The organism is Microbispora sp. NPDC088329 (assembly GCF_040685655.1).
GTDB lineage: Bacteria > Actinomycetota > Actinomycetes > Streptosporangiales > Streptosporangiaceae > Microbispora.
In genome coordinates this window covers 165,539-188,831 of record NZ_JBFBIP010000018.1, presented here as the reverse complement: position 1 = coordinate 188,831, position 23,293 = coordinate 165,539, and the positions used below count along the sequence as shown (strand labels likewise).

Here is a 23,293-nt window from a genome sequence, read left to right as displayed (position 1 = left end):
ATGTCCAGCAACGCGTCGTCCTGGCCGGAGGTGTGGTCCTTCTCCAGCGTCGCCCGCATCGACTCGTACTGGCCGAAACGCTCCAGAATCTGGTCGCTGGTCCAGCCCAGCGCCTTCAGCAGCACCGTGACCGGCTGCTTGCGCTTGCGGTCGACGCGGACGCCGACGCTGTCACGCTTGTCGATCTCGAACTCGAGCCACGCGCCGCGCGAGGGGATCACCCGGCAGCCGAACAGGTCCTTGTCGGAGGTCTTGTCGGCCGACCGGTCGAAGTAGACGCCCGGCGACCGCACGAGCTGGGAGACCACGACACGCTCGGTGCCGTTGACGATGAAGCTGCCCTTCGGCGTCATGAGCGGGAAGTCGCCCATGAACACCGTCTGGCTCTTGATCTCACCTGTGGTGTTGTTGATGAACTCCGCCGTGACGAACATCGGGGCGGAGTAGGTCATGTCCTTGTCTTTGCACTCGTCGACCGAATGCTTGGGCGGCTCGAACCTGTGCTCGCGGAACGACAGGGACATGGTTCCGGAGAAGTCCTCGATCGGACTGATCTCCTCGAAGATCTCTTCGAGGCCGGATTGAAGTGGGATGTCCTTGCGCCCGGCCTGGCGAGCCGCCTCGACCCGGTCCTTCCATCGTTGGTTGCCCACCAGCCAGTCGAAGGACTCGGTCTGCAGGGCGAGAAGGTCGGGGACTTCGAGCGGCTCCTCGATACGTGCGAACGACACGGTACGGGGGCCGGCGGGTACGGCGGAGGCGTTGCGCGAGGCTGCCAACAGATGTCCTTCCGAGGGCTCGCGGACTGACTACACGCGCCCGGAGGCACCACACCTGAGAGCAGGGAATGGGACGTCGAGACCGAGCGCGGAAGGGCAGCATAAATCAACAGACAAACGCCTGTCCACTTACTACAGTATTTGTCAATCTCTATCCCACCATCAGAGTCGCACGCCTCGGCGGAAATTGTCAAGCCGCCATTCGCGCCGCGCTTTCCGGGAAGCCGCGCTTTCCGGGAAGCCGTGGTTTCCGGGAAGCCGCGCTTTTCGAAACCGCGGCGGCATGACGACGCCCCGCCGGTGGGAGGCGCGGCGGGGCGTCGGTCCTGGGGACGGGCGTGCGGAAAGCGCGTCAGCCCTTGATGGCGCCGATGATGACGCCCTTGGTGAAATGGCGTTGCACGAACGGATAGACGATCAGGGCCGGCAGCACGGCGATGGCGACGATGGCCATTTTGACGGCCAGCGTGGGGGGCGCGAGGTGGCCGAAGCCGTTCACGCCCACGGTGGCCGTCGGCAGGGGATTGGAATCGACGACGTACGACCGCAGGACCAGGGCGAGCGGCCACTTGCGGGTGTCGTCGATGAACAGCATGGCGTTGAACCACGCGTTCCAGTAGCCCACGGCGTAGAACAGCCCGATGACCGCCGTGACCGCCCTCGACAGCGGAAGCACGATCCGCCACAGGATGCGGAACTCTCCGGCGCCGTCGATGCGGGCGCTGTCGAGCAGCTCGTGCGGGATGTTCATGAAGAACGCCCGCAGCACGACGATGTTGAACGCCGACACGGCCGACGGCAGGATCAGCGACCAGTACGTGTCCTTCAGCCCGAGCGAGGCGACCATCAGGTAGGTCGGGATGAGGCCCGGGAAGAACACGAACATCAGCAGGACGGAGAACAGGATCGGCCGGTGGAACAGCGTCCCCGGCCGCGACAGCGCGTACGCCCCGAGGACGCTCACGCCGAGGCTGACCGCGGTGCCCGCGACGGTGACTCCGGTGCTGACCAGCACGGCGCGGCCGACCACGCTGTCGGAGAAGATCTGGAGGTACGCGTCGAACGTGATGCCGTCCGGCACCAGCACCAGGCCGCCGACCCGGTTGACCGTCTCGGCCGACGACAGGCTGGTCAGCACGATCGTGTAGAGCGGCAGCAGCACGGCGAGCACGATGAGCGCGAGCGCGCCGCCCTTGCCGATCCGGCCCGTGACCGATCCCGGCTCCTCCCAGGGGGCCAGACCGGACACCTTGCGACGACTCATGATCGCGAATACACCCCCCGCTCGCCCAAGGCGTGCGCCACCCGGTTGGCCACCAGGATCAGCGCGAGGCCGACGACGCCCTTGAACAGGCCGGCCGCCGCGCCGTAGCCGAAGTCGCCGGTGCGCAGGCCGGACCAGTAGACGAAGGTGTCGAAGACCTCCGACACCTTGCTGCCGACCGCGCCGCGCTGCAGCATGAACTGCTCGAAGCCGACGTTGAGCGCGTCGCCGAGCCGCAGGATCAGCAGCAGTACGATGACGGGCCGCAGCCCGGGCAGCGTGACGTGCCACATCCGGCGCCACCGCCGGGCCCCGTCGACCGCGGCGGCCTCGTACAGACTCTGGTCGATGGTGCTGAGCGCGGCGAGGAACACGATCGTGCCCCAGCCGGCGTCCTTCCAGACCGTCTCCGCCGTGACCAGCAGGATGAACGTGTCCGAGTTCGTCATCCAGTCGATGCCCGCGTGCCCATGGTCGCGCAGGATCTGCGCGATGAGCCCGGCGCCGCCGAACATCTGCTGGAAGATGGCGACAACCAGCACCCACGAGAAGAAGTGGGGCAGGTAGACCACGCCCTGGATGAAGGCCCGCAGCCGCCCGGAGACCAGGCTGTTGAGCAGCAGCGCCAGCGCGATCGGCACCGGGAAGTAGAAGACGAGCTGGAACGCGGTGATGCCCAGCGTGTTCACCACCGCCCGGATGAACTGCGGGTCGCCGAACAGCTGGGCGAAGTTGGTGAAACCGATGACCGGGCTGCCCAGGATGCCGCCGCTGAACGGGTTGTAGTCCTGGAAGGCGATGACGTTTCCCAGCGCGGGAACCCACCAGAAGGCGGTGACCAGCACCAGCATCGGCGCGGCCATGACCAGCAGCGGCCAGTCGCGGCGCAGCCGCGCGGCGAAGGTGTCCTTCCGCGCGCCGGCGGCCGGTCCGGCCGGGGTCGCCCCCGGCCGGACCTCCGGCACGCTCCTCGTGTCGGCGTCGGCGCTCACAGCCGCCCGTTCTCCCTGGCGACCTTCATGTAGAACTCGCGGGCCTCGTTGCCGCCCTGCTCCTGCCAGTCCTTGACGACCTGGGCCCACTCCGAGATCGGCCGCTTGCCGCGGAAGATCTCGTTCATCTTGTCCTCGGTCGGCTTGACCAGAGCGGCCATCTTGGACGGCACCTCGACCCGGATGCCGACGAACGGGTCGTTCTCCAGATACTTCGAGGCGGTGGCCTCCCAGCCGTGGTACGCCTCGACGTAGCCGGGATACTGGTTCTCGGTGATCGCGCCGGGCCGTCCGGACAGGAACATGTACGTCGGGGCGACCTCCTTGCGGCCGAGCGCGGTCTGCTGGACCTGCCCGTCCTTCAGCGTGAAGTGCCTGCCCTCGACGCCGTTGCTGATCAGGTCGTACTCCTGCGTGCCGTACGGCGCGGAGCACCAGTTGGCGATGCCGATCAGCTCGCGGGTGCGGGCGTCGCCGAGGCCCTTCCTGATGAAGCAGAACATGCCGGCGGGCTCGTTGCGCCACACGATGACCTTGCCGCCCGGGTGGGCCGGGTAGGGGTCCACCGCCCGCACGTCGATCTTCGGGGTGCTGGGCAGGTAGCGGCCGAGCAGCTCGTGAATCGTGCCGATCCCGTCCTTGTACATGACGAGCTGCCCGGCCCCGAAGGGCTCCTTGTGGTCGGCGAACTGGTTGGCCACGACGTCAGGGTGGACGTATCCGGCGTCGAACAGCTTCCTGTTGAACTCGATGGACTGCAGCCATTCCGGCGTCTCGTACTTGTAGATCAGCGTGCCGTCGGGCTGCTTGCGCCACTCGCGCGGGGCGCCGAACGCCCGCTGGAGCTCCTGGTCCATGCCGCCGAAGGCCCAGCGCTTCTTCTTGGGATCGGTCAGCTCCTTGCCCAGCGCGAGCAGGTCGTCGGCGCTCTTCGGAGGGGCCAGGCCGAACTCGTCGAGGATGTCCTGACGGACGATCGTGGCGAACGGATAGGGGGCGTTCTGCCACGGGATGCCCTGGAGCACGCCGCCGAACACGCCGTACGTCCAGGCGGCGGTGTCGTAGCTGGCCAGCAGCGGGAACTCCTTGGCCTTGTCGCCCGCGAGATAGGGCGACAGGTCGGCGAAGAGCTTGTTGGCCGCCTCGGTGAAGTGGGCGATGGCGATCAAGTTCCAGCCCGGGATCTGGAGCATCTCGGGGACGTCGCCGCTGGCGAGCATCGTGTTCAGCTTGTCGACGTAGGTGTTGCCGTCGGAGATGTTGAACCGGACGGGTCCGCCGAGCCGCTCGTTGACGGCGTCGAAGTAGGAGTTCTCGCCGAGGCTGGGGGGGACGGTGCCCCACAGCGGGGTCATCACCTTCACCTCCGCGCCGCTGGTGATCGGCTTGGTGGTGACGGCCTGGACCATCGTGCCCGGCCTGGTCAGGAAGCCGGGTTCGACGAATTCGGAGCCCGGCAGGTCGGGCGACAGGCCCGGCACCTGGAACGGCACGCGGGTGGGCACGAGGCCCTTGAGCTTGTCGGCGGCGACGGCGGTGCCCTTTGACACTTCCTTCTTGGCCGCGCAGCCGGTGAGGCCCGCGGCGGCGAGCGTGCCCGCGCCGACCAGCCCGAGGAATCCGCGGCGGCTGGTCAGGGGGCCGCCGTGGGGTTGACTCATTGGTGCGATCCTTTGCTCGACGCCGATTAGTTCGTCAGATAGCCAAACAAATTAACCGGTTAACGCAAGGGCGACAAGGTTTCATGAAACGTTCATCGCGGTCGCGGGATCGCCCGTACGGGCGATCCGCCGGTCCCCAGGGCTGGTGATACCGGGGCGTTGTGTCGCCCTTGTCGTTGAAGGCGTCTCGGTGGGCTCGACCACCAAGGGCGACTCGGCCATGCTGCAGACGATCGGACTGGCCGCCTTCTCCGGGTGAGGCGGGGCGAAACACTTGGCCAGGGTGTCGGACACGTACGCGGTGTCCGACACCTTGGCATGAGGAGAGCCATCCGTGACCCATCCCCCGGGAGCGCGAGACCGCTTGGAAGCGATCTACACGGCGCACTACCCGGCCATCCACCAATACGCCGCCCGCCGTACGGACTCGCCCGACGACACGGCAGACGTGATCTCCGAGACGTTCCTCACCGCCTGGCGGCGCATCGACGACGTGCCGGAGGGCGATGCCGCCCGCAGGAGCGGGCGTGAGCGGCGCGATGGCGAGGGACGAGGCGGGATGGGAGCTGCCGGGCGGCCTGATCGATCCCGGCGAGACGCCCCGTCAGGCGGCCGTACGGGAATTGCGCGAGGAGTCCGGCCTGCGGGCCGGGGACCTCACGTTCGCCGGGTACGCGCGGTTCGTGCTGGGGCCCGAGCGGCGCGCGGAGTACGCGGCCGTCTACGCCCTCCGCGTCGCGGCGCCGCATGACGGGTTCGCGCCCAACGCCGAGATCGCCGCGATCGGATGGTGGGACGGCACGACCCCGATGAAGGGCCGGGTGCAGAACCTCGACGTCCTCCTGGGCCGGCTGGCCCGGGAGGCCCTTTCCGGCTGAGGGCCGGTCGATTCAGGCCCGTCCGGAAAGGAGCGATCCAAAATTGACAGTCATCCGCAAACAGGATTGACAGTGACCGTAACATCCGGAAATGGCGCGATATTCAATTACTCGCCAGTACAATTTCGCTCCGGTGAACCACGTCTGACCAGCGGTTACGCCGCATGCATAAGTGGATGACGCTCAATATGCGATAGTACGGACGCATTTCCGGATGTGGATGACATAATGCGTGGGAGCGCTCCCGTGCGTCCCGCTGCATTCTCGGAGCGCCATCCGGCACGCCTGCCCTCGGAAGGAAGGTGCCGCGTCTTCATGACGGCATTCGGCAAGAGTCCTCCGTCTCGGCCGCACCTCGACGGACACGATCCGGCGGACGTCGTCCGCGCGGGCTCCCGTCCCTGGGCGTCCCACGTCTGGTGGATGGCCCTGGCCGCCGGGGCGCTCGGCTTCGCCTTCGTGTGGCTCGCCACGCCGCACGCCAGGGAGATCGGCTCGCCCTGGGAAATGGTGGCCAAGCTGTTCGCGTTCGCCTGCCTGTGCGTGGCGATCGCGGTCTTCCCATGGGTGTCGCCGCGGCTGAACTGGCTTCTCTACGTGCCGTTCGTCTTCTTCACCGGCTACCTGATTCCGCGCATCAGCTGGTTCTACTACGGCGACGGCGCGCGGGCCCAGGGCGACAGCTTCTACACGCACCTCTACCTGCTGCTCTATCCGGGCATCGTGCTCACGGTCGCCGCCGCCTACCGCATCGGCGGAGGCACGCCGGGCCGCACCCTGAAGATCATGGCCAGCGGTGTGCTCATCGTGTTCTCGGGGTTTCTCGACATCATGTGGCAGATCGTCAACCCGGTCGAGATCCCCGAGGTCATCGACGCGCCGCACATCAACCTGTTCACCGGGGGGCCGATCTCGTTCGGCGCGACGATCGTGTTCGCGCTCGTGCACGTCCCGATCATCGTCGGGATCAACCTGCTTCCCCTGGACCGCTGGATCGGCCGCCTGCTGGGCGCGGGTGACCGGTGAGCGCTGCCGTGAACATCTCCGTCGCCGCGCCCGCCTACAACGAGGCGGACACCATCGCGGCGGTGGTGAGCGAATGGCAGGACTATCTGGACGGCAACCCGGCCGTGGGCGAGTGGGAGATCGTCGTCTGCGACGACGGCAGCGGTGACGCGACCGGGGAGATCCTGGCCGCCCTGCGGGCCCGGTGCCCGCGGCTCGTCGTGGTCACGTTCGAACGCAACCGCGGCGCGGGCGCGGCCATCGCCGCCGCGATCGCCCACACCCGGCTCGACTGGGTCGTGCTGCTCGACTCCGACGGTCAGTTCCCGATCGCCAACCTCGACCGCATCCTGCCGCGCGTCCAGGCCGGGAACGCGTGGGCGTTCTCCGGGGCCCGGATCAGGAAGGCCGACGGCCTGGCGTACCGATGGGGGTCGGCGGCCAGCGGCGCGGTCAGCAACCTGCTCCACCGCACGCGCTACCGCGACTTCAACTCGATCTTCAAGGTGGTGTACGGCCCGCTCTTCAGGTCGCTGCCGCTGGAGTCGGCCGGGATGAACTGCTCGACCGAGATCACCGCGCGGGTCGCCGAGATGGGCCACGAGTGGGTGGAGATCCCGATCGAGCACCGCGAGCGCGGCGGCGGCACCCGTGGCTGGCGCTACTGGCGCGGCGCCCGCGACCGGGCCCTGTTCGTCGCCTATCTCGGCTACCGCCACTGGTTGCTGCGCCGGGGCGTTTTGCGCCGTCCGGAGCCGGCCGAGCCCGGCAGGTCCGCGTCGCCGGTCGCCGAGGAGGCCCGATGACCATCGCGGTGACGATGTTCAGCGGCGGCCGGGGGGCGTCCAGCATCACGAGGGGCATGCTGGACACCCCCGGGGTCGCCGTGTCGCTGGTCGTCAACGGGTACGACAACGGCCTGTCCACCGGCGCGCTGCGACGCTACCTGCCCGGGATGCTCGGGCCGTCGGACTTTCGCAAGAACCTCCTGCTCCATCTCGATCCCGCCGATCCGGAGCAAGGCGCGCTGGCGGCCGTCCTCGACCACCGCCTGCCGGGCGGGACGACGCCCGCGGGGCTCACCGAGGTCATCGAGGCGATCGCCGGACGGCGTGGCCCGTTCGCCGCGCTGCCGGAGGCGGCCCGCGAGGCGGTCACGGCCGACCTGCGGGTGTTCGCCCGGCGGCTCGCGGCGTACCCGCACGGGCTCGATCTCGCCGACTGCGCGCTCGGCAACCTCGTGTTCGCCGGGGCGTACCTGCGGCTCGGCCGGGACTTCAACGCCGCCGTCGACGCCTGTGCCCGCGCGTTCGGCTCGCCCGTACGGCTGCTCAACGTGACCAACGGGGAGAACGCCTTCCTGACCGCGCTCAGGCAGGACGGCGGCCTGCTGACCGACGAGGCCGACATCGTCGCGCCGCAGGGCCCGGGCACGATCACCGACCTGTTCCTGCTGCGTGAGCCGGTCGGCGCACGGCGCCGGGCCGAGTTGGAGGCGCTGCCGCCCGGATGGACCAGGGAGGTCCTGGGCCGCGAGCGCGCCGAGGTGACGCCGAACCCCCGCGCCCTGGAGGCGATCCGCGACGCGGACCTCATCGTCTACGGCCCCGGCACCCCGCACTCCTCGCTCCTGCCCAGCTATCTCACGCCCGGAGTGGCGGACGCGATCGCGCGCAGCCGGGCGGCGGCCAAGGTGTTCGTCGTCAACGTCCGGAGCGACCACGACATCCGGGGGCTGAGCGCGCCCGATCTGGTCGACCGCACGCTGGCCCACCTCGGCGACCCCCGCAACGGCCGGCGGCTGGTGACCCACGTGCTGAGCCACCTGCCGGCCCGGCCCGCCCTGCCCGTGCCGGACGCCCCCGCGGTGCCTCACAGCGTGCTCGACCGGGGCGAGTGGGCGGGGGCCCGCTGGGTCACCGCCGACTTGGAGAGCCCCGGCCGCCCGGGCCTGCACCACGCGGAGCGCACGGTCGAGGCGCTGCTCGCCGTCAGGGAGCTCGCCGTCAAGGAGCCGGCCGCCAGGGACGGGGCGGCCCTGGCGCGGGTCCGATGACGGCGCGCCTGGCGGACGCGTGCGCCCGGCGCGTCTGGCTCTTCGATCTCGACGGCACCCTCGTGGACTCCTGTCCGGCCCACGAGCAGGCCTTCCGCCAGGCCATCGCCGAGGTCGCGCCCGATCTGCTCGCTTCTTTCCGGTACGCCGACCACGCGGGCGCGAGCACCCGCGAGGTGGCGGTCCGCCTGCTGGGCGACACCGGCGACGCGGCCCGGCTGGCCCGGCTCAAGCAGCGGTTGTACCGCGAGCGGGCCGGTGCGGTGACCGTGTTCCCCGGCGCCCGGCGACTGCTCGGCCGCCTGGTCGCCGGGGGCCGCGACGCGTATCTCGTCACCAGCGGCAGCCGGGCGTCGGTCACGCGGGTGCTGGCGGCCTGCTCCCTGGGCGAGTACTTCCGTGGCGTGCTCACCAGCGACGACGTCCCGGCGAGCAAGCCAGACCCGGCCTTCTACGCGTACGCGTGCGACCGCTGGGGCCTCGACCCCGGCGCGGCCGTGGTGCTGGAGGACTCCGCGCACGGGGTGGCGTCGGCGGTCGGCGCGGGCCTGGCGACCCTGCACGTCCACGTCGCCGAGCCGGCTCCCGGGGCGGTCGCGGTGGGCGGCCTGGAACAGATCGTGTCTCTGCTGAACCCGGAGGTGGCCGGTGCCGGCTGACCGGTTGTGCGCGGTGATCCCGGCGGCCGGGCGGGGGACCCGCCTGGGCCTCGGCGTACCCAAGATCATGCTGGAGATCGCCGGCGGCGTCACCGTGTGGCACCTGCTCCACCGGCGGCTGCGGCCGTACGCCGAGCACGTCCACGTGGTGATGTCCCCCGAGGGGGAAGGGCCGTTCCGCGCGCTGGCCGCCAGCGAGATCGCGAGCGGGGCGGTCTCGGTGAGCGTCCAGGAGACGCCCACCGGCATGGGCGGCGCGATCTTCGGCGCGGCCCCGCACTGGGAGGCCTACGGCGCGATCCTCGTGGTCTGGGGCGACCAGGCGGGCCTGTCCCCGGTGACCGTCGATCGTGTCGTCGAGGCGCACGAGAAGGGACTCACGCTCCCGCTGGTGCCGATGCCCGACCCGTACGTGGAGTACGAACTGGACGACGACGGGACGCTGACGCGGGTGCGCCAGTCACGGGAGGGCGACGAGTGCCGCCCGGGCGGGCTCAGCGACGTGGGCGTGTTCTGCCTGAGCACCGAAGGGCTCCGCGAGGCGTGGACGCGCCACCTGGACGAGGCGGCGGTGGGCGCCCACACGGGAGAGGTCAACTTCCTGCCGTTCCTGCCCTATTTGTCGCGGGAGCGGGGCTGGCCGCTGACGGTGGTGCCGGTGACCGACCCCGACGAGGCGCGCGGCGTCAACACGGCCGACGATCTCGAGTTCGCCCGGCGGGCGTACGCGCGGTGGGTATGAAACGGTGGGCATGAGACGGTGGGAGCGCTGACCGACCGGGTGGCCGGGCTTCTGGCCGCCCACCGCTGGGCCGCCGGGCCCACACTGGTCAGCACCGCGGCCAGCGGCACGGCCGCCGCGACCACGCTCGTCATCGCGCGAGGGGTGGGCGCCGCCGCGTTCGGCCACTTCACCGTCGTCCTGTCGATCGCGCTGATCGTCACGGTCGGCATGATGATGAGCCTCAACTCCGTCATGTTCCAGGAGCTGCCGCGGGCCGAGTCCGCCGAGCGGCCTGGCCAGCTGAAGACGGAACAGCTGAAGACGGAACTGGTGACGACGGCGCTGCTGTGCACGCTCGTGCTGGGCGCGGCGGTGTTCGCCGCCGGGATGCTCGCGGCGCCGCTGCTGACCCGCGCGCTCGGCGTGGACACCCGCACGCTGGCCTTCGCGCTGGCGCTGGCGCTGTCGATGACGCTCAACCAGCTCACCGAGAGCTTCCTGCGCGGGCTGAAGAGGTTCCGCCTCGTCGCCGGGCTCAAGCTCGCCGTGGCCGTCGCCTACCTGGGCGGGGCGGCGTTCTTCCTGCTGGTCCTCGGCGTGCGGGACGCCGAGCCCTACCTGGTCGCGCTGATCGGCACCAACCTGGTCTTCGCCCTGCTCTCCTTCGCCGGGTTCGAGGTCGCGCCGCGCTCCTGGTCGCGGACGCTGGCCCGCTCGCTGTACCGGCACGGCGCGTACGTCACCGTCATCGGCGCGCTCACGGCGGTGGTGTTCGGGGTGGACGTCATCTTCCTCAACCATTGGGCGCCCCGGGCCGACGTCGGCGTCTACTCCGTCTACAACGGCTTCCCCAAGCGGCTGCTCGGCGTGGTGTTCATCGACGGCATCGGCCTGGTGCTGCTGCCCACGCTGGCGACGTCCGACAAGCCCGCCGTGATGCGGCGCATCGCCCGGCTCGGCCCGGTGGTGTTCGCGGCGACGGCGGTGTTCGCGTTCGCGGCGAGCACGGTGTTCTTCCTGCTGGTGGGGGGCGAGTATCCGTACTCGCTCGGCCTGATGGCGCTGTCGGCGCTCGGGATCGGCGTGCACACGGTCTTCAACCTGCAGCAGGTCGCCCTGACCATGGACGGCGTGCGCGGAGCCAAGGTGCTCATCGGCTGCCTGCTGGCCGGGACCCCGCTCGCGCTCGCCTGCCAGGCGGCGCTGATCGCCTGGCAGGGGCTGACCGGCGGTCTGGTGGCCTTCGTCCTGAGCAATCTCGTCCTCGTGGCGGTCGTCACGGCCGTCTCCGCCCGGCTCTACCGGCCCGCATCGGAGGTGCGCGGGTGAAGGTCGCCCACGTCATCAACCAGTTCCCGCCCAACATCACGGCGGGGCTCGGCCGCTATGCCGAGCTGATCGCCCCGCATCTGGCACGCGACCACGAGATGGCGGTGCTCACCCTGAACGACGGCCGCCTGCCGGTCTGGGCACGCTCGGACGGCGTGACGGTCTACCGGCCGCGTGGGCGGGTGCTCGGCGCGATCGCCCGTCGCCGGCGGCTCAACCGCACGCGCGGCGTGGAGTTCCTCCTGCTCGCGCTGACCGTCGTGGCGAGCAACTGGCGCTACTTCCTGCTGCTGCGGCGGCTGCGCCCCGACCGGCGGCCGGACCTCGTCGCCGTCCACGACTCGACGAACTTCCTGTGCGGGCTGCTGTGCCACTACGTGCTGCGGCTCCCGGTCGTGTTCCACGTGCACACCACCGAGTACGGCGTCGCCCCGCAACGCAGCATCACCGACCCGCTCAACCTGTTCGCCGCGCTGGAGCGGTGGCTGGCGCGGATCTCCCGGCGGGTCGTGGTCGCCACCCCGGAGGTGCGGGAGCAACTCCTTGCGGCGGGCTGGGACCGCTCGCCGATCGACGTCGTCCGTCTCGGCGGCACGTACGAACGGGTGGTCGCCGGCCCCGGGTTCGACCGCGACGCGCTGCGCCTCGGCGCGGCGGACCTGCGCGCCCGGCTCGGCGTCGCCGAGGGGGACCAGGTGCTGCTGTTCGTCGGCCGCCTGGAACGGCAGAAGGGCGTCTACCAGCTGCTGGAGGCCATGCGCAGGATCGCCCCCGCCGTGCCGGGGCTGCGCCTGGTCCTCGTGGGGGAGGGCGACGAGACGGGCATCGCGCGGATCGCCGCCGAGACGGGACTCGGCGGCCGGGTGCTGACCTCCGGCGGCTTCGTCGACGGGCGGGCGCTGCTGGAGTATTACGCGATGGCCGACGCCTGCGTCTTCCCCTCGCTCTTCGAGCCGTTCGGGCTGGTGGCGACCGAGGCGATGGCCCTGGCCCGGCCGGTGATCCTGGGCGACGGATTCTCCCGGATCTTCCTCGGCGATCCCGCGGAGCCCGCCGTACGGTTCGTGCGGGCGGCCGATCCCGGCGACATCGCCGACGGGGTGATCGAGGTCATGACGGACGCGGGCCTGCGCCGGGTGCTCGCCGAGCGTGGCGAGCGGCTGGTGCGGGAGACGCTGAGCTGGAGCCGCACCGCGAAGGAGACGCTCGCCGTCTACGCCGAGGCCCTGGCCGCCGGCTCCCCGCGCCCGCTGTCCGAGCCGCGGGGGAGCCGGGCGGCGTGAGGGGTCAGGCGCAGCCGACGCGCCGGGTGCTCAGGGCGATGTCGTCGAGCCAGAGGTCGTACGACGCCGGGGACGGGTTGGACTGGTAGAGCTGCCAGCCGATCTTGACGGTGTCGAAACGGGGGAAGACGAAGTCGGTGTCGTTGCCGCCGTGGCTGCGGGTGGAGACGGTGAGGTCGGGCTGGGCGACGCCGTCGAACCAGATCGAGATCTTGTTGTCGGCGGGGTCCATCCGCCACTCGACGCACTGCCACACGCTCGCCCGTGAGGGGGCCGACTCGCGCCAGTTGGTCCAGTCGCCGGTGGGGCCGCCGTCCGCGCCGACGCCCCACAGGTCCTTGCGCAGCGTGGGGACGTACTGTCCGCCGAGCGGCCGGACGATCTCGGGGCCCGCGCCGGTGGCCTCGACCAGCGTGTAGTGGGCCCAGTCGGGCGCGGTGGGGAACGCCTTCACGCGCAGCCGCAGGCGGCCGTAGAAGCCGTTGCCGGGCGGAGCGAAGTCGTCCACCTTGAGGAACGCCCGTCCGTTGCCCTCGGTGTGGACGTGCAGCACCTTCTGGCCGCGCTCGGCGCGCTCCACGGTGAGCGTGCCGTGCTTGGTGTCGACGCCCCACGCGAGGCTGGCCGCGCCGCCGTCCGGCAGCGACTGGAAGTCTTCGCAGAACAGCGTGCCGTCCCTCCCGCAGGTGCCCGGCCCGTGACCCGGCCCGTGTTCCGGCCCGTGTTCCGGCCCGGGAGACGCGGCGGCGGCCGAGGTCGCCGTCAGCGGCAGCAGCAGGGCCAGACAGGCCGCGGATAACAGTCCTCGCACGACACGCTCCTTTTCCCGGTGATTACGGCAAAAGTAAGCTACGCCATTTGGGAGCGCTCCCACAGGTGTCTGCCGAAGATCGACGAAAGGGCCCGATCGCGCGGATAATCTCCGTGTGAAAGGACCTTCTCGGCGATTATTTCTGCAGCTCAGCGGGCTCGCCGCGCTGGCCGCGGCGTGCGCGCCCCCCGAGAGGGTCCCCACCGGGACCTTCGCCCTGCTGCGCCGCCGCTGGCGGGAGGTCACACTGGGGACGGAGCTGCTCGACCCGCGGGCCGAGCCGTACCGGACGCGGCTCGCGGAGCTGGGAGCCCGGGCACGCGCGCACCGCGACGCCATGAACCCCACCGACCGGTCGTTGTGGCCGGACCTTCCGTTTCCCTCCCTCGACGCGACCCCCGCGCGGTTGCGGGCGATGGCCCGCGCGTACGCCCTGCCGGGAACCGGGCTGACCGCCGAGCCCGGTCTCGGCACGGCCGTCGCCACCGGCGTGGAGCACGTCGTGCGGCGTGTCTACTCTCCCGGCGCCGAGCCCGTGGGCAACTGGTGGGACTGGCGGATCGGGACGCCCAGGGCGCTGCTCGACGCGGCCGTGCTGGCCGCCCCGCACCTCACCGGCACGCAGAGCGCCGCGTTGTGCGCGGCGGTGGACGACTTCGTCCCGGAGAGCCGCCTGGACGACTACGAGGGCAACAGCACCGGAGCGAACCGGGTCGATCTGTGCACGGTGACGTTGCTGCGGGCGATCGCCGGCGAGGACCCCGGCCGTGCCGCGCTCGCGGCCTCCGCGCTCTCCCCGGTGTTCCCCTACGTCACCGAGGGCGACGGCTTCTACCGGGACGGCTCGTTCATCCAGCACGGGTCCGTCCCCTATCAGGGCGGGTACGGCGCGGTGCTGCTGACCGGCCTCGCGACGCTGTTCGCCGTGCTGCGCGGCACGCCGTGGGAGATCACCGACCCGGTGGCGCACACCGTCCTCGACGCGGTGGACCGGTCGTTCGCGCCGTTCGTCCACGACGGCGCGTGCATGGACCTGGTACGCGGGCGGGGCGTCGACAGGCGGCCGTACGGCGACCACAGGAGGGGCCGGGAGATCGCCGCGGCGGTCCTGCTGCTGGCGGAGACGGCCCCGGACGCCGACCGGGCCCGCTGGCGGGCCATGGTCAAGGGCTGGGCCGTGCGTGACACCGCGAAACCCATGCTCACGGCGGCCGAGGCAGGCGACCTGGCGTTCCACGCCCGCCTCGCCGCCGTGCTGGACGACGACGCGGTCCCGGTGGCCGCCGAGCCCGGCGGGCACCGCCTGTTCCCCATGAGCGCCCGCGCCGTGCACCGCGGGCCCGGCTGGTGCGCGGCGCTCAGCATGGCCTCCTCCCGCGTCGCCCGCTACGAGTACGGCAACGGCGAGAACCTGCGGGGCTGGCACACCGGCTCCGGAATGCTCTACTGGTGGGCGCGAGGTGACGGCGACCACTACTCCGACTGGTTCTGGCCCACCGTGGATCCGTACCGGCTGCCGGGCACGACGGTCTCCACGCGGCGGTTACGCGACGGCGCGGGCGGCGCGTGGGGTGACACCCGCCCGCCGGCCGACTGGGTGGGCGGCGCGACCGACGGCGTGTACGCCGCCGTGGGCCAGCACCTGTACGGCCTGCAGAGCACGCTGGAGGCGTTCCAATCGTGGTTCTTCCTCGACGACGCCGTGGTCTGCCTCGGCGCCGGCATCACCTGCAGGGACGGCGTGCCGGTCGAGACCGTCGTGGACAACCGCAGGACCGGCGCCCGGCTCACGGTGGGCGCCGGTTGGGCCCATCTGGACGGGCACGGCGGCTACGTCCTGCCCGCCGCACAGCCGCTGCGCACGCTGCGCGAGGCACGCACGGCCGGCGGGGCGACCCGGGCGTACACGACACTGTGGCTGGACCACGGCGTGGACCCGGACGCGGCCGGTTACGTCTACCACCTCATGCCGGGGGCGGGTGAGGCCGCGACCGCCGCACGGGCCGCCGATCCCGGCTGGGCCCGGGTGCTCGCCAACACCTCCGCCCGGCAGGGAGTCGAGGTGCCGTCGCTGGGCGTCACCGCCGTGAACTTCTGGAGCGGGGGACGGGCGGGCGGCCTGACGGCCTCCGATCCCTGCGCGGTCCTCGTGCGCGACCTCGGCGACGGCACGGCCACGGTGACGGTGGCCGACCCCCGGCGCGACCTCGACGGGCTGACGGTGACGTGGGATCGCCCGGTGGCCGGGATCACGCGCGGGCATCCGCTCCTGCGGGACGCGCGGACCGGGCCGCGGCTGACCCTGGTCTTCGGCGCACTGGCCGATCGCGAGGGCGCCTCCCACACGGTGACCGTACGACTCCTGTCATCATGAACGCCGTGCCAACCGTGCCCGATCACCCACGCGACGCGCTGGACCTGGAAGACGCGCTGGAAGAGTCGCTCGGCCGCTTCCCGGCGGCCGAACTGACGCGAAGCGTCCAGACGCTCATCCGGCAGTACCGGGAGGGCTTCGACCGCAGCGTGCCCGCGCTGCATTCGCAGGTCGCGGTCGCCGCGTACGCCGGGTATCGCATGCCGGCGACCTACAGCGCCGTGAGCGCGGCGCTGCGCCAGGTCGCCCTGCTGGCGCCCGGGTTCGCGCCGGTGACCCAGGTGGACGTGGGCGGCGGCACGGGCAGCGCGCTGTGGGCCGCGAGCGCGGTCTGGCCGACGCTGCGCACGGTCACCGTCCTGGAGCAGTCTCCCGCCGCCATCGCCTTCGGGCGGCGGCTGGCCGGCCGCGCACCCGCCGCGGCCGTACGCGAGGCGCGCTGGCAGCAGGCGGCCGTCGACCGCACCCCGCCCTCGCCGGCGGCCGACCTGGTCACGCTGTCGTACGTGCTCGGCGAGCTGTCGCCCGACGTTCAGGAGGACGTGGTCGCGTCCCTGGCCAGGGACGCCGGCATGCTGGTCGTCGTCGAGCCGGGCACGCCCGCCGGGTACGCGCGGATCGCGGCGGCCCGGCGCCGGCTGGCCGGGCTGGGCCTGCATCTGGTCGCCCCCTGCCCGCACGACGGCGAGTGCCCGATCCGCCCGGACCAGGACTGGTGCCACTTCGCCGTCCGCCTCAACCGCAGCGCCCTGCACCGGCGGATCAAGGACGGCACGCTGAGCTTCGAGGACGAGAAGTTCTCCTACGTCGCGGCGTCGGCCCGGCCGTGGCCGCGCGCGGAGAGCCGGATCCTGCGCCATCCCCTCAAGCGCAAGGGGCTCGTCACGCTGCGCCTGTGCACGGAGGGGGAGGGGCTGGCCGACCACGCGGTGTCCAAGCGGCAGGGGGAGACCTACCGCGAGGCGCGCGATGTCGTCTGGGGCGACGCCTGGCCGCCGCGCGTTCCCTAGATCGCCTAGTTCGCGAGCCCGTGGATCGTGGTCAGTTCCGCGAGCCCGGAGATGGTCAGCACGGGGGCGAGCAGCTCGTTGGCGACGAGCTCGATTTGCGGGGCGTGCGCGAACAACACGGTCAGGCCGGCGCTGTCGAGATACTCGACCGCGCTCAGGTCGACCAGGAGGGCGGGACCGTCGTCGCCTGCGGCGCTGTTCAGGGCGGCATCGAGATCACCGGCGTTGCTCATGTCGATCTCGCCGCTGACGGTGAGGACCGGGGTGCCGTCGGAACGGCGGGACGAAGCCAGGGTCAGGGGAGTCGTCATCGGGAGATCCTCGCGTGCATGTCGACGGTGGTGCCGGCGGCGCCGGGCTGGATGGTGACGTGCTGCATAAGGGCGCGCATGAGCGCGACGCCCCGGCCGCGGTGCGTGTTGACCTCGGGCTGCGGAGGCTTCCATCGGCCGGTGTCGGCGACGGTCAGGTACAGATCACCCGCCGTGACGACGGCCCGCAGGCGTACGGTGCGGCCCGGGGCGTCGCGGTGGCCGTGCTCGATCGCGTTGGCGCAGGCCTCGCCCGCCGCGACCAGCACGTTCTGGACCATCGAGGAGGTGATGTCGCACCGGTTGAGCCAGTCACGCAGGGCCGTACGGACCGGGGCGAGCTGGCTGGACTCGGCGGGGAAGGCCACATCGAGCGGCGCCGGCTGGCGATACAGCAGGAGCGCGACGTCGTCGCTGTAACCGGTGTCCGGCGTCATGCGGCGCATGACCTGCGTCGCCAGATCCTCGATGGGGGCCGCGCGGCCGTCCTGCACCGCGGCGCTCGCCTGGTCGATGCCGGCGGTCAGCGGGCTGCGGCGGCGCTCGACGAGACCGTCGGTGTAGAGCAGCAGCGTGGAGCGGGGAGGCATCGTGCAGCTGCTCTCGGGCCGGGAGTGGCCGGGGCGCACCGCGAGCGGGGTCGAACGGCCGCCCTCCAGCAGCTCCGTGGTGCCGTCGGAGTGGGCCAGGATGCCGGGCGGGTGGCCCGCGCTGGAGTAGACGAGGCGGCCGGTCGTGGTGTCGAGGACGCCGCAGAACACGGTGGTGCACTTGGCGCCGGGCACCAGCGCGGCGAACTTGTCCAGCGCGCTCAGCACCTGTGCGGGACCGGCCTCCTGCAGCAGCAGGGCGCGGCAGGCGCTGCGCAGCTGGCCCATGACGGCCGCGGCTTCCAGCCCGCGTCCCACGCAGTCGCCCACCACGATGCCGATGCGGTCGTCCGGCAGCGGCACGATGTCGTACCAGTCGCCGCCGACCTCCAGCGGCCGGGTGGCCGGCTCGTACCGTACGGCGAAACCGTCGGGCAGGTGGGACGGGCCGAGGATGGCGCGCTGGAGCGCCACCGCCGCCTCGCGCTGCTGGTCGAGCTGGTGGGTCCGGTGCAGGCCCTGCCCCAGATGACCGGACAGCAGTGCGAGCAGCGTCTGGTCCTCGGCGGTGAAAGGCCGGTTCTGCCCGAGGTCTATCCAGAGGGTCATGATCCCCTCGGGGTGCTCCAGGGTGATGCCGGCCCCGTCCGCCTCGCTCGCGACCGGGCGCAACGGCGGGAAGTCGCGCAGCTCGGTGAGCCTTTCCCGCAGGTCGTCCGGCAGAGAGTGCCAGGTGGCCTCGGAGTCGGTGCAGAACAGCACCGGCTCCCACTCCGTCTCGCCGTGGTGCGCAGGCTCCGCGTGCCACACCGCGGCGGTCACCTGCCGGGCGCGCCAGACGTCGCGCAGCTCCTGCAGCGCCCCGGTGAGGGCGTCGGGCACGCTGCTCGCCTCGGAGACGCGCACGCTGAGCGCGGCCAGGGCGGTCTCGCGCTGCACGAGGTAATGCTCGGCGGTGACGTCGCGCAGGGTGCCGACGACCCTGCGCTCGCCCGTCGTGGGATCGGCGACGTCGGTGAACGTCACCGCCACCCAGATCTGGTGCCCGTCGCGGTGGGTGAGGGGGACCACGCAGCTGCCCCGGCCCCGGCTCACGAGCTGCTCGAACGCCTCGGCGACGATCCGGTGCGCCACAGGGTCCTCGGCCTCCCCTGGCCACCAGGGATGCAGCGCGGTGTAGGGCAGGCCCTCGGGGCCGTATCCGAGGATGTCGGTGAACGCCTGGTTGATCTCGATGACCGCGCCGTTGTCGTCGCAGACGAAGAAGGCCTCCTGCAGCGACTCGATCATCGCGGTCTGCCACCGCGTGTGGCGGCCGCGGATGCGCGCCAGTTTCACGTTGACCTGGACCCGTGCGAGCAGCTCGGCGGCGGAGAACGGCTTGACGAGATAGTCGTCCGCGCCGGCCTCCAGGCCCTCGATCGAGGCCTCCTGGCCCGCGCGGGCCGACAGCAGCAGCACCGGGACCCCGGCGGTGCGCGGGTCGGCCCGCAGCGCCGCCACCAGTTGCAGGCCGTCCAGGCGCGGCATCATGACGTCGCTGACGACGAGGTCGGGGGCGTCGTCGCGTACGGCCTCCAGGGCGGCCTGGCCGTCGGTCACCAGAGTGACCTCGTAGGCGGGCCGCAGGAGTCGCGCGAGATAGTCCCGCATGTCGGCGTTGTCGTCGGCGATCAGGACCCGTGGCGGGGGCCCGTCGAAGCCCGGATGTGGGGAGCCCGGATGTGGGGAGCCCGGGTGTGGGGAGCTCACGTGCGGGGAGCCCGGTTGCGCGGAGGTGGACGGCGAACGGGTCTGGTCCGCCGTCGTCCCCTCCTCCGAGGGGAGCCAGCGCAGGGCCTCCTCGACGAACGGGTCGGCGGCGTCCGACACCGCGCCCGGGGTCGTGTCCGACGCGGCGTCCGCCTGCCGGGCCGGCACGACGGCCTCGGACGGCAGGTGCGCGGCGCCGAAGGGCAGCCGGATGGTGAACGTGGTTCCCGCGCCCTCGGCGCTCTCGGCGGTGATCGTGCCGCCGTGCAGGCCCACCAGCTCCTTCACCAGCGCCAGCCCGATGCCGCTGCCCTCGTTGGAGCGCGACCTGGCGCTTTCGATGCGGTGGAACCGTTCGAACAGCCGCGGCAGTTCGTGCCGCGGGATCCCGATGCCGGTGTCGGCGATGGTGACGACCGCGTGCCCGTCCCCGGCGCGCAGCGCGACCCGGACGGAGCCGTCGAAGGTGAACTTCAGGGCGTTGCTCAGCAGGTTGAGCACCACCTTCTCCCACATGCCCCGGTCGACGTACACCGGTTCGTCCAGGGGATGGCAGTCCACCTCGAAGGCGAGCCCGGCCCTGTCGATGGCGGAGCGGAAGACGCCGGCCAGCTCGGCGGTGACGGCGGCCAGGTCCACCGGCTCATACCTGGCCTGCATGCGGCCGGCCTCGATGCGGGAGAAGTCCAGCAGCGTGTTGACGAGCTTGCCCAGCCGCAGGCCGTTGCGGTGGACCATGTCCAGTTCCTCGCGCAACCGGTCCCCGCTCAGCACGCCCTCGCGGGCCGGCCCGCCGGCGAGCGCGGTCCGCAGCTCCTGCACCGGGCCCATGATCAGCGTCAGCGGGGTGCGGAACTCGTGGCTGATGTTGGAGAAGAAGGCCGTCTTGGCCCGGTCGAGCTCGGCCAGCTCCTCGGCCCTGCGCTGCTGGAGCTGATAGGCCACGGCGGCGTTGACCAGCGCCGCGGTCTGCCGCGCCACCAGGGAGAGGAACGACTCGTACGCCTCGTCGAGCACGCGGCCGGCACTGGCCGCGAGCACCATCACCCCGACGGTCTGGCCGCCGGTCTCACCGGCCAGCGGCAGCACCATGGCCTGCGTCGGCGGCGTCTGCCAGCCCCCCGAGGGCAGCGCGCCGAAACGCTCCGGCACGTCGGTCACCACGACGGGCGTCTCGCTGCGCAACACCTGCTCCAGCGGCCAGTCGCCGGGCCCGCCGGGCAGGGGGGACACGGTCGCGCCACTCGGGCTCGTCGCTGTCAGCGTGAGCTCGTCCGTGCCGGGACGGCGCAGGTAGACGGCGGAGAAGGGCACGTCGGAGCCCGACCGCTCCAGCACCTCGGCGACCAGTTGGCACGCCTCGGCGACGCTGCGGGCGTGGCCCGCCTGGGCGCCGAGGTCCTGCAGCACCGCCAGGCGCCGCTCGCCGATGACCCGCTCGGTGGTGTCGCTGACCGCGGTGAACACGCCCCGCACGGTGCCGTCGTCGTCGTGCAGCGGACTGTAGGAGTACGTCCAGTACGTCTCCTCCCAGTAGCCGTGCCGGTTCATCGGCAGCAGCAGGTCCTCCGACCAGGTGGCCTCGCCCGAGCTCATCACCGACTTCAGCATCGGGCCGATGGTGTGCCAGATCTCCGTCCACACCTGGTCGCCCGGTTTGCCCAGCGCCGGGTGCTTGGACCCGAGAAGGGGCAGGTAGGCGTCGTTGTAGAGGAACCGCAGCTCCTCCCCCCACCACACGATCATGGGGAACCGGGAGGTGAGGCAGATCCGGCACGCGGTGCGCAGGCTCGTCGGCCAGGTCGCCGGGTCTCCCATGGAGGTCTCGGACCAGGAATGGCCGCGCATCCGCCGCGCCATCTCGCTGTCGCCGGGAAACAGCAGCTCGACGGGCTGGCCGTCCTCAACAGACATCGGTTCCGCCGCCCCGCTCATCGCTTTCGCCTTCTCCTCAACGGCCGGTGCGTCGTGGGCCGTTGTCGCGTCGTGGGCCGGCCATCACGCGAGTCCGGCAGGTCAGGGAAGCAACAGTTCAATGGTTTCGTAGGATAGGGCAAATCATTCACCGTTCACGTGGGCCCCCGGGGGGCCGCGGGCCGGTGGGACGGAAGGAGCCAGAGGTCAGCACCGTCGACGAAGCGCCCGGCAGGCAGTTGCCGCCCGCCTCCGCCGCGGAGGCGCGCCGCCTCACGGCTGTGCACCGCTACGCGGCCCTGGGCACCGCCACCGGCGCCGCGTTCGACAGGGTGGCCGCCCTGGCCGCACGGATCTTCCACGCCCCCTTCGCCACCGTGACGGTCGTCGGCGACGGCACGGTCCGCGTCGTCGCCGCGCACGGGCTGCCACCGCGCCGCGCGCTCGTCGAGAGCCTGTGCGCCGCGGCCGTGCGGCACGGCGGCCCGTACGTCGTCAACGACGCGCTGCTGGACCCGCGGGCGGCCGGCGACCCGGCGGTGTACGGCGAGCCGGGCGTCCGTTTCTACGCCGCGGCGGTGATCACGACGCCCGACGGCGAGGCCCTGGGCAGCGTCAACGTCATGGACGTGCGCCCCCGTGAGGCCGGCGAGGAGGAGCTGGCCTGCCTGCGGGACCTGGCGGGCCTGGTCATGGACGAACTCGAGGTGCGGCTGGCCACGCACCGTACGGTCGAGGTCGAAAGGGAACTGCGCGCGGGCGCCGAGCGGCTGGCCCGCACCCTGCAGCGCACCCTGCTTCCGCCGGCGCTGCCCCGGGTGCCCGGACTGTGCGCGGCCGCCGCCTACCACCCCGTTTCGGCGGACGAGGTGGGCGGCGACTTCTACGACCTGTTCCCCCTCGACGGCGACCGGTGGGGGTTCTTCCTCGGCGACGTCTGCGGCAAGGGCGCCGACGCCGCCGCGCTTACGTCCCTGGTCCGCTACACCCTGCGCGCCGCGGCCGTCTACGACGCCGACCCGCACGCGGTGCTGGCCAATCTCGACGCGGTCCTGCAACAGGAGCACGCGGGGGGTGAGGCCCCGGCGCCGTACTGCACGGCGGTCTTCGGCGTCCTGCAGCCCGACGGCGACGGGTTCGGCGTCACACTCGCCACCGGGGGCCACCCCCCGGCGCTGGCGGTGCGGGCGAGCGGCGCCGTCGAGCCCATCCACCCGGCCGGGGGACAGCTGATCGGCATCCTGCGCAATCCTCACTTCGCCCAGGTGAGCGCGCGCCTGAACGCCGGTGACGCACTGCTGCTGTACACCGACGGCCTCACCGAGGCGCGGACGCCGACGGGCTCGATGCTCGACGAGGACGGGCTGACCGCCTACCTCGCCGCCGCCGGGCCCACGAGCGCCGACGCCCTCCTGACCACCGTGCACGACCTGATCACGGCCTTGGGCACGGGAGTGTCAGACGACACCGCGGTCCTCGCCCTCTCCGTCCCGCCCGCCACTCGAACGCCGTCATCCGGGAGTCTCGGTGCAGCATGACAACGGTCTGACCATCAGCCTTCAGCCGCATACCTCCGGTCCGCGCCTGCTGGTCGTGGCCGGTGACCTCGACCATCACACCACCCCACGCCTGCGGGCGGCCCTGGAGGAGGTCACGTTCGGCCCGGGCACCGACCTGGTGATCGACCTGTCCGGGTTGACCTTCTGCGACTCCACCGGCATCGCCACGCTGGTCGCCGCCCATCAGCGCGCCCACGACGCGGGCGCCGCCCTGCTCCTGGCCGGTCTGGACGCCGACATCGCCCGCGTCTTCCAGATCATGGGCCTGGACCGGTTGCTCTCCTTCTACGACAGCCCGGAAGAGGCCGTACGCGCGCTGAGCGGATGAGGCGCGAGCGGGGG

Annotated in this window: 18 protein-coding genes and 2 pseudogenes; 13 read left to right on the top strand and 7 right to left on the bottom strand. The window is 71.8% G+C overall.

Translation table 11 applies throughout. From position 1 onward, the window contains the following. From AB0O28_RS29085 to AB0O28_RS29070, 4 genes and pseudogenes are all read right to left on the bottom strand, one after another. Nucleotides 1-779 (bottom strand): annotated as a pseudogene (locus AB0O28_RS29085) (DNA-directed RNA polymerase subunit beta); the annotation flags it as partial. A gap of 352 nt (nt 780-1,131) precedes the next feature. Then, nucleotides 1,132-2,043: a carbohydrate ABC transporter permease gene (locus tag AB0O28_RS29080; RefSeq protein ID WP_363645612.1), complete on the bottom strand. Its 912-nt coding sequence runs from the start codon at nt 2,041-2,043 to the stop codon at nt 1,132-1,134. Further along, nucleotides 2,040-3,035 (bottom strand): ABC transporter permease subunit, encoded by a 996-nt coding sequence (locus AB0O28_RS29075; RefSeq protein ID WP_363645610.1) that lies wholly within the window; start codon nt 3,033-3,035, stop codon nt 2,040-2,042. The genes AB0O28_RS29080 and AB0O28_RS29075 overlap by 4 nt, the downstream gene beginning before the upstream one ends. Continuing rightward, on the bottom strand, nt 3,032-4,696 hold the full coding sequence (locus AB0O28_RS29070; protein ID WP_363645608.1) for an extracellular solute-binding protein: 1,665 nt from the start codon (nt 4,694-4,696) through the stop codon (nt 3,032-3,034). The genes AB0O28_RS29075 and AB0O28_RS29070 overlap by 4 nt, the downstream gene beginning before the upstream one ends. 334 nt (nt 4,697-5,030) lie before the next feature. Here AB0O28_RS29070 and AB0O28_RS29065 point away from each other — a divergent pair. The 9 genes and pseudogenes from AB0O28_RS29065 to AB0O28_RS29025 all read left to right on the top strand — a co-directional run. Further along, nucleotides 5,031-5,177: pseudogene (locus AB0O28_RS29065) on the top strand (sigma factor); the annotation flags it as partial. 46 nt (nt 5,178-5,223) lie between these two features. Further along, on the top strand, nt 5,224-5,574 hold the full coding sequence (locus AB0O28_RS29060) for an NUDIX hydrolase (RefSeq protein WP_363645606.1): 351 nt from the start codon (nt 5,224-5,226) through the stop codon (nt 5,572-5,574). Between the two features lie 315 nt (nt 5,575-5,889). Beyond that, nucleotides 5,890-6,600, top strand: a complete 711-nt coding sequence (locus tag AB0O28_RS29055; RefSeq protein WP_363645604.1) for a hypothetical protein — start codon at nt 5,890-5,892, stop codon at nt 6,598-6,600. Continuing rightward, entirely contained in the window at nt 6,597-7,385 is a 789-nt protein-coding gene (locus tag AB0O28_RS29050) for a glycosyltransferase family 2 protein (RefSeq protein ID WP_363645602.1), read from the top strand. The genes AB0O28_RS29055 and AB0O28_RS29050 overlap by 4 nt, the downstream gene beginning before the upstream one ends. Further along, on the top strand, nt 7,382-8,635 hold the full coding sequence (locus AB0O28_RS29045; protein ID WP_363645600.1) for a 2-phospho-L-lactate transferase CofD family protein: 1,254 nt from the start codon (nt 7,382-7,384) through the stop codon (nt 8,633-8,635). The genes AB0O28_RS29050 and AB0O28_RS29045 overlap by 4 nt, the downstream gene beginning before the upstream one ends. Continuing rightward, nucleotides 8,632-9,294, top strand: a complete 663-nt coding sequence (locus tag AB0O28_RS29040; protein ID WP_363645598.1) for an HAD family phosphatase — start codon at nt 8,632-8,634, stop codon at nt 9,292-9,294. Before AB0O28_RS29045 ends, AB0O28_RS29040 begins: the two co-directional genes overlap by 4 nt. After that, the gene (locus AB0O28_RS29035; protein WP_363645596.1) at nt 9,284-10,036 is read left to right on the top strand and encodes an NTP transferase domain-containing protein; all 753 of its coding nucleotides are present in this window, start codon (nt 9,284-9,286) and stop codon (nt 10,034-10,036) included. The genes AB0O28_RS29040 and AB0O28_RS29035 overlap by 11 nt, the downstream gene beginning before the upstream one ends. Before the next feature lie 18 nt (nt 10,037-10,054). Then, nucleotides 10,055-11,347, top strand: coding sequence for a hypothetical protein (locus tag AB0O28_RS29030; protein WP_363645594.1), 1,293 nt, complete (start codon nt 10,055-10,057; stop codon nt 11,345-11,347). Next, nucleotides 11,344-12,630, top strand: coding sequence for a glycosyltransferase family 4 protein (locus AB0O28_RS29025; RefSeq protein ID WP_363645592.1), 1,287 nt, complete (start codon nt 11,344-11,346; stop codon nt 12,628-12,630). Before AB0O28_RS29030 ends, AB0O28_RS29025 begins: the two co-directional genes overlap by 4 nt. Before the next feature lie 4 nt (nt 12,631-12,634). On the opposite strand, the gene AB0O28_RS29020 is transcribed toward AB0O28_RS29025, so the two are convergent. Beyond that, entirely contained in the window at nt 12,635-13,441 is an 807-nt protein-coding gene (locus AB0O28_RS29020) for a hypothetical protein (protein WP_363645590.1), read from the bottom strand. Nucleotides 13,442-13,556: 115 nt separating this feature from the next. Here AB0O28_RS29020 and AB0O28_RS29015 point away from each other — a divergent pair, with 115 nt between their 5' ends. Continuing rightward, complete coding sequence (locus AB0O28_RS29015; RefSeq protein ID WP_363645588.1) at nt 13,557-15,815, top strand: polysaccharide lyase 8 family protein; 2,259 nt, start codon at nt 13,557-13,559, stop codon at nt 15,813-15,815. After that, nucleotides 15,812-16,825 (top strand): small ribosomal subunit Rsm22 family protein, encoded by a 1,014-nt coding sequence (locus AB0O28_RS29010; RefSeq protein ID WP_363645586.1) that lies wholly within the window; start codon nt 15,812-15,814, stop codon nt 16,823-16,825. Before AB0O28_RS29015 ends, AB0O28_RS29010 begins: the two co-directional genes overlap by 4 nt. Nucleotides 16,826-16,830: 5 nt before the next feature. Here AB0O28_RS29010 and AB0O28_RS29005 read toward each other — a convergent pair whose 3' ends face one another. Together AB0O28_RS29005 and AB0O28_RS29000 are read right to left on the bottom strand one after the other, a co-directional pair. Further along, nucleotides 16,831-17,136 (bottom strand): STAS domain-containing protein, encoded by a 306-nt coding sequence (locus AB0O28_RS29005; RefSeq protein WP_363645584.1) that lies wholly within the window; start codon nt 17,134-17,136, stop codon nt 16,831-16,833. After that, nucleotides 17,133-21,413, bottom strand: coding sequence for a SpoIIE family protein phosphatase (locus tag AB0O28_RS29000; RefSeq protein ID WP_363645582.1), 4,281 nt, complete (start codon nt 21,411-21,413; stop codon nt 17,133-17,135). The genes AB0O28_RS29005 and AB0O28_RS29000 overlap by 4 nt, the downstream gene beginning before the upstream one ends. A gap of 164 nt (nt 21,414-21,577) precedes the next feature. Here AB0O28_RS29000 and AB0O28_RS28995 point away from each other — a divergent pair, with 164 nt between their 5' ends. After that, nucleotides 21,578-22,930, top strand: coding sequence for a GAF domain-containing SpoIIE family protein phosphatase (locus AB0O28_RS28995; RefSeq protein WP_363645580.1), 1,353 nt, complete (start codon nt 21,578-21,580; stop codon nt 22,928-22,930). Continuing rightward, on the top strand, nt 22,920-23,279 hold the full coding sequence (locus tag AB0O28_RS28990; RefSeq protein WP_363645578.1) for an STAS domain-containing protein: 360 nt from the start codon (nt 22,920-22,922) through the stop codon (nt 23,277-23,279). The genes AB0O28_RS28995 and AB0O28_RS28990 overlap by 11 nt, the downstream gene beginning before the upstream one ends. Nucleotides 23,280-23,293: the final 14 nt, after the last annotated feature.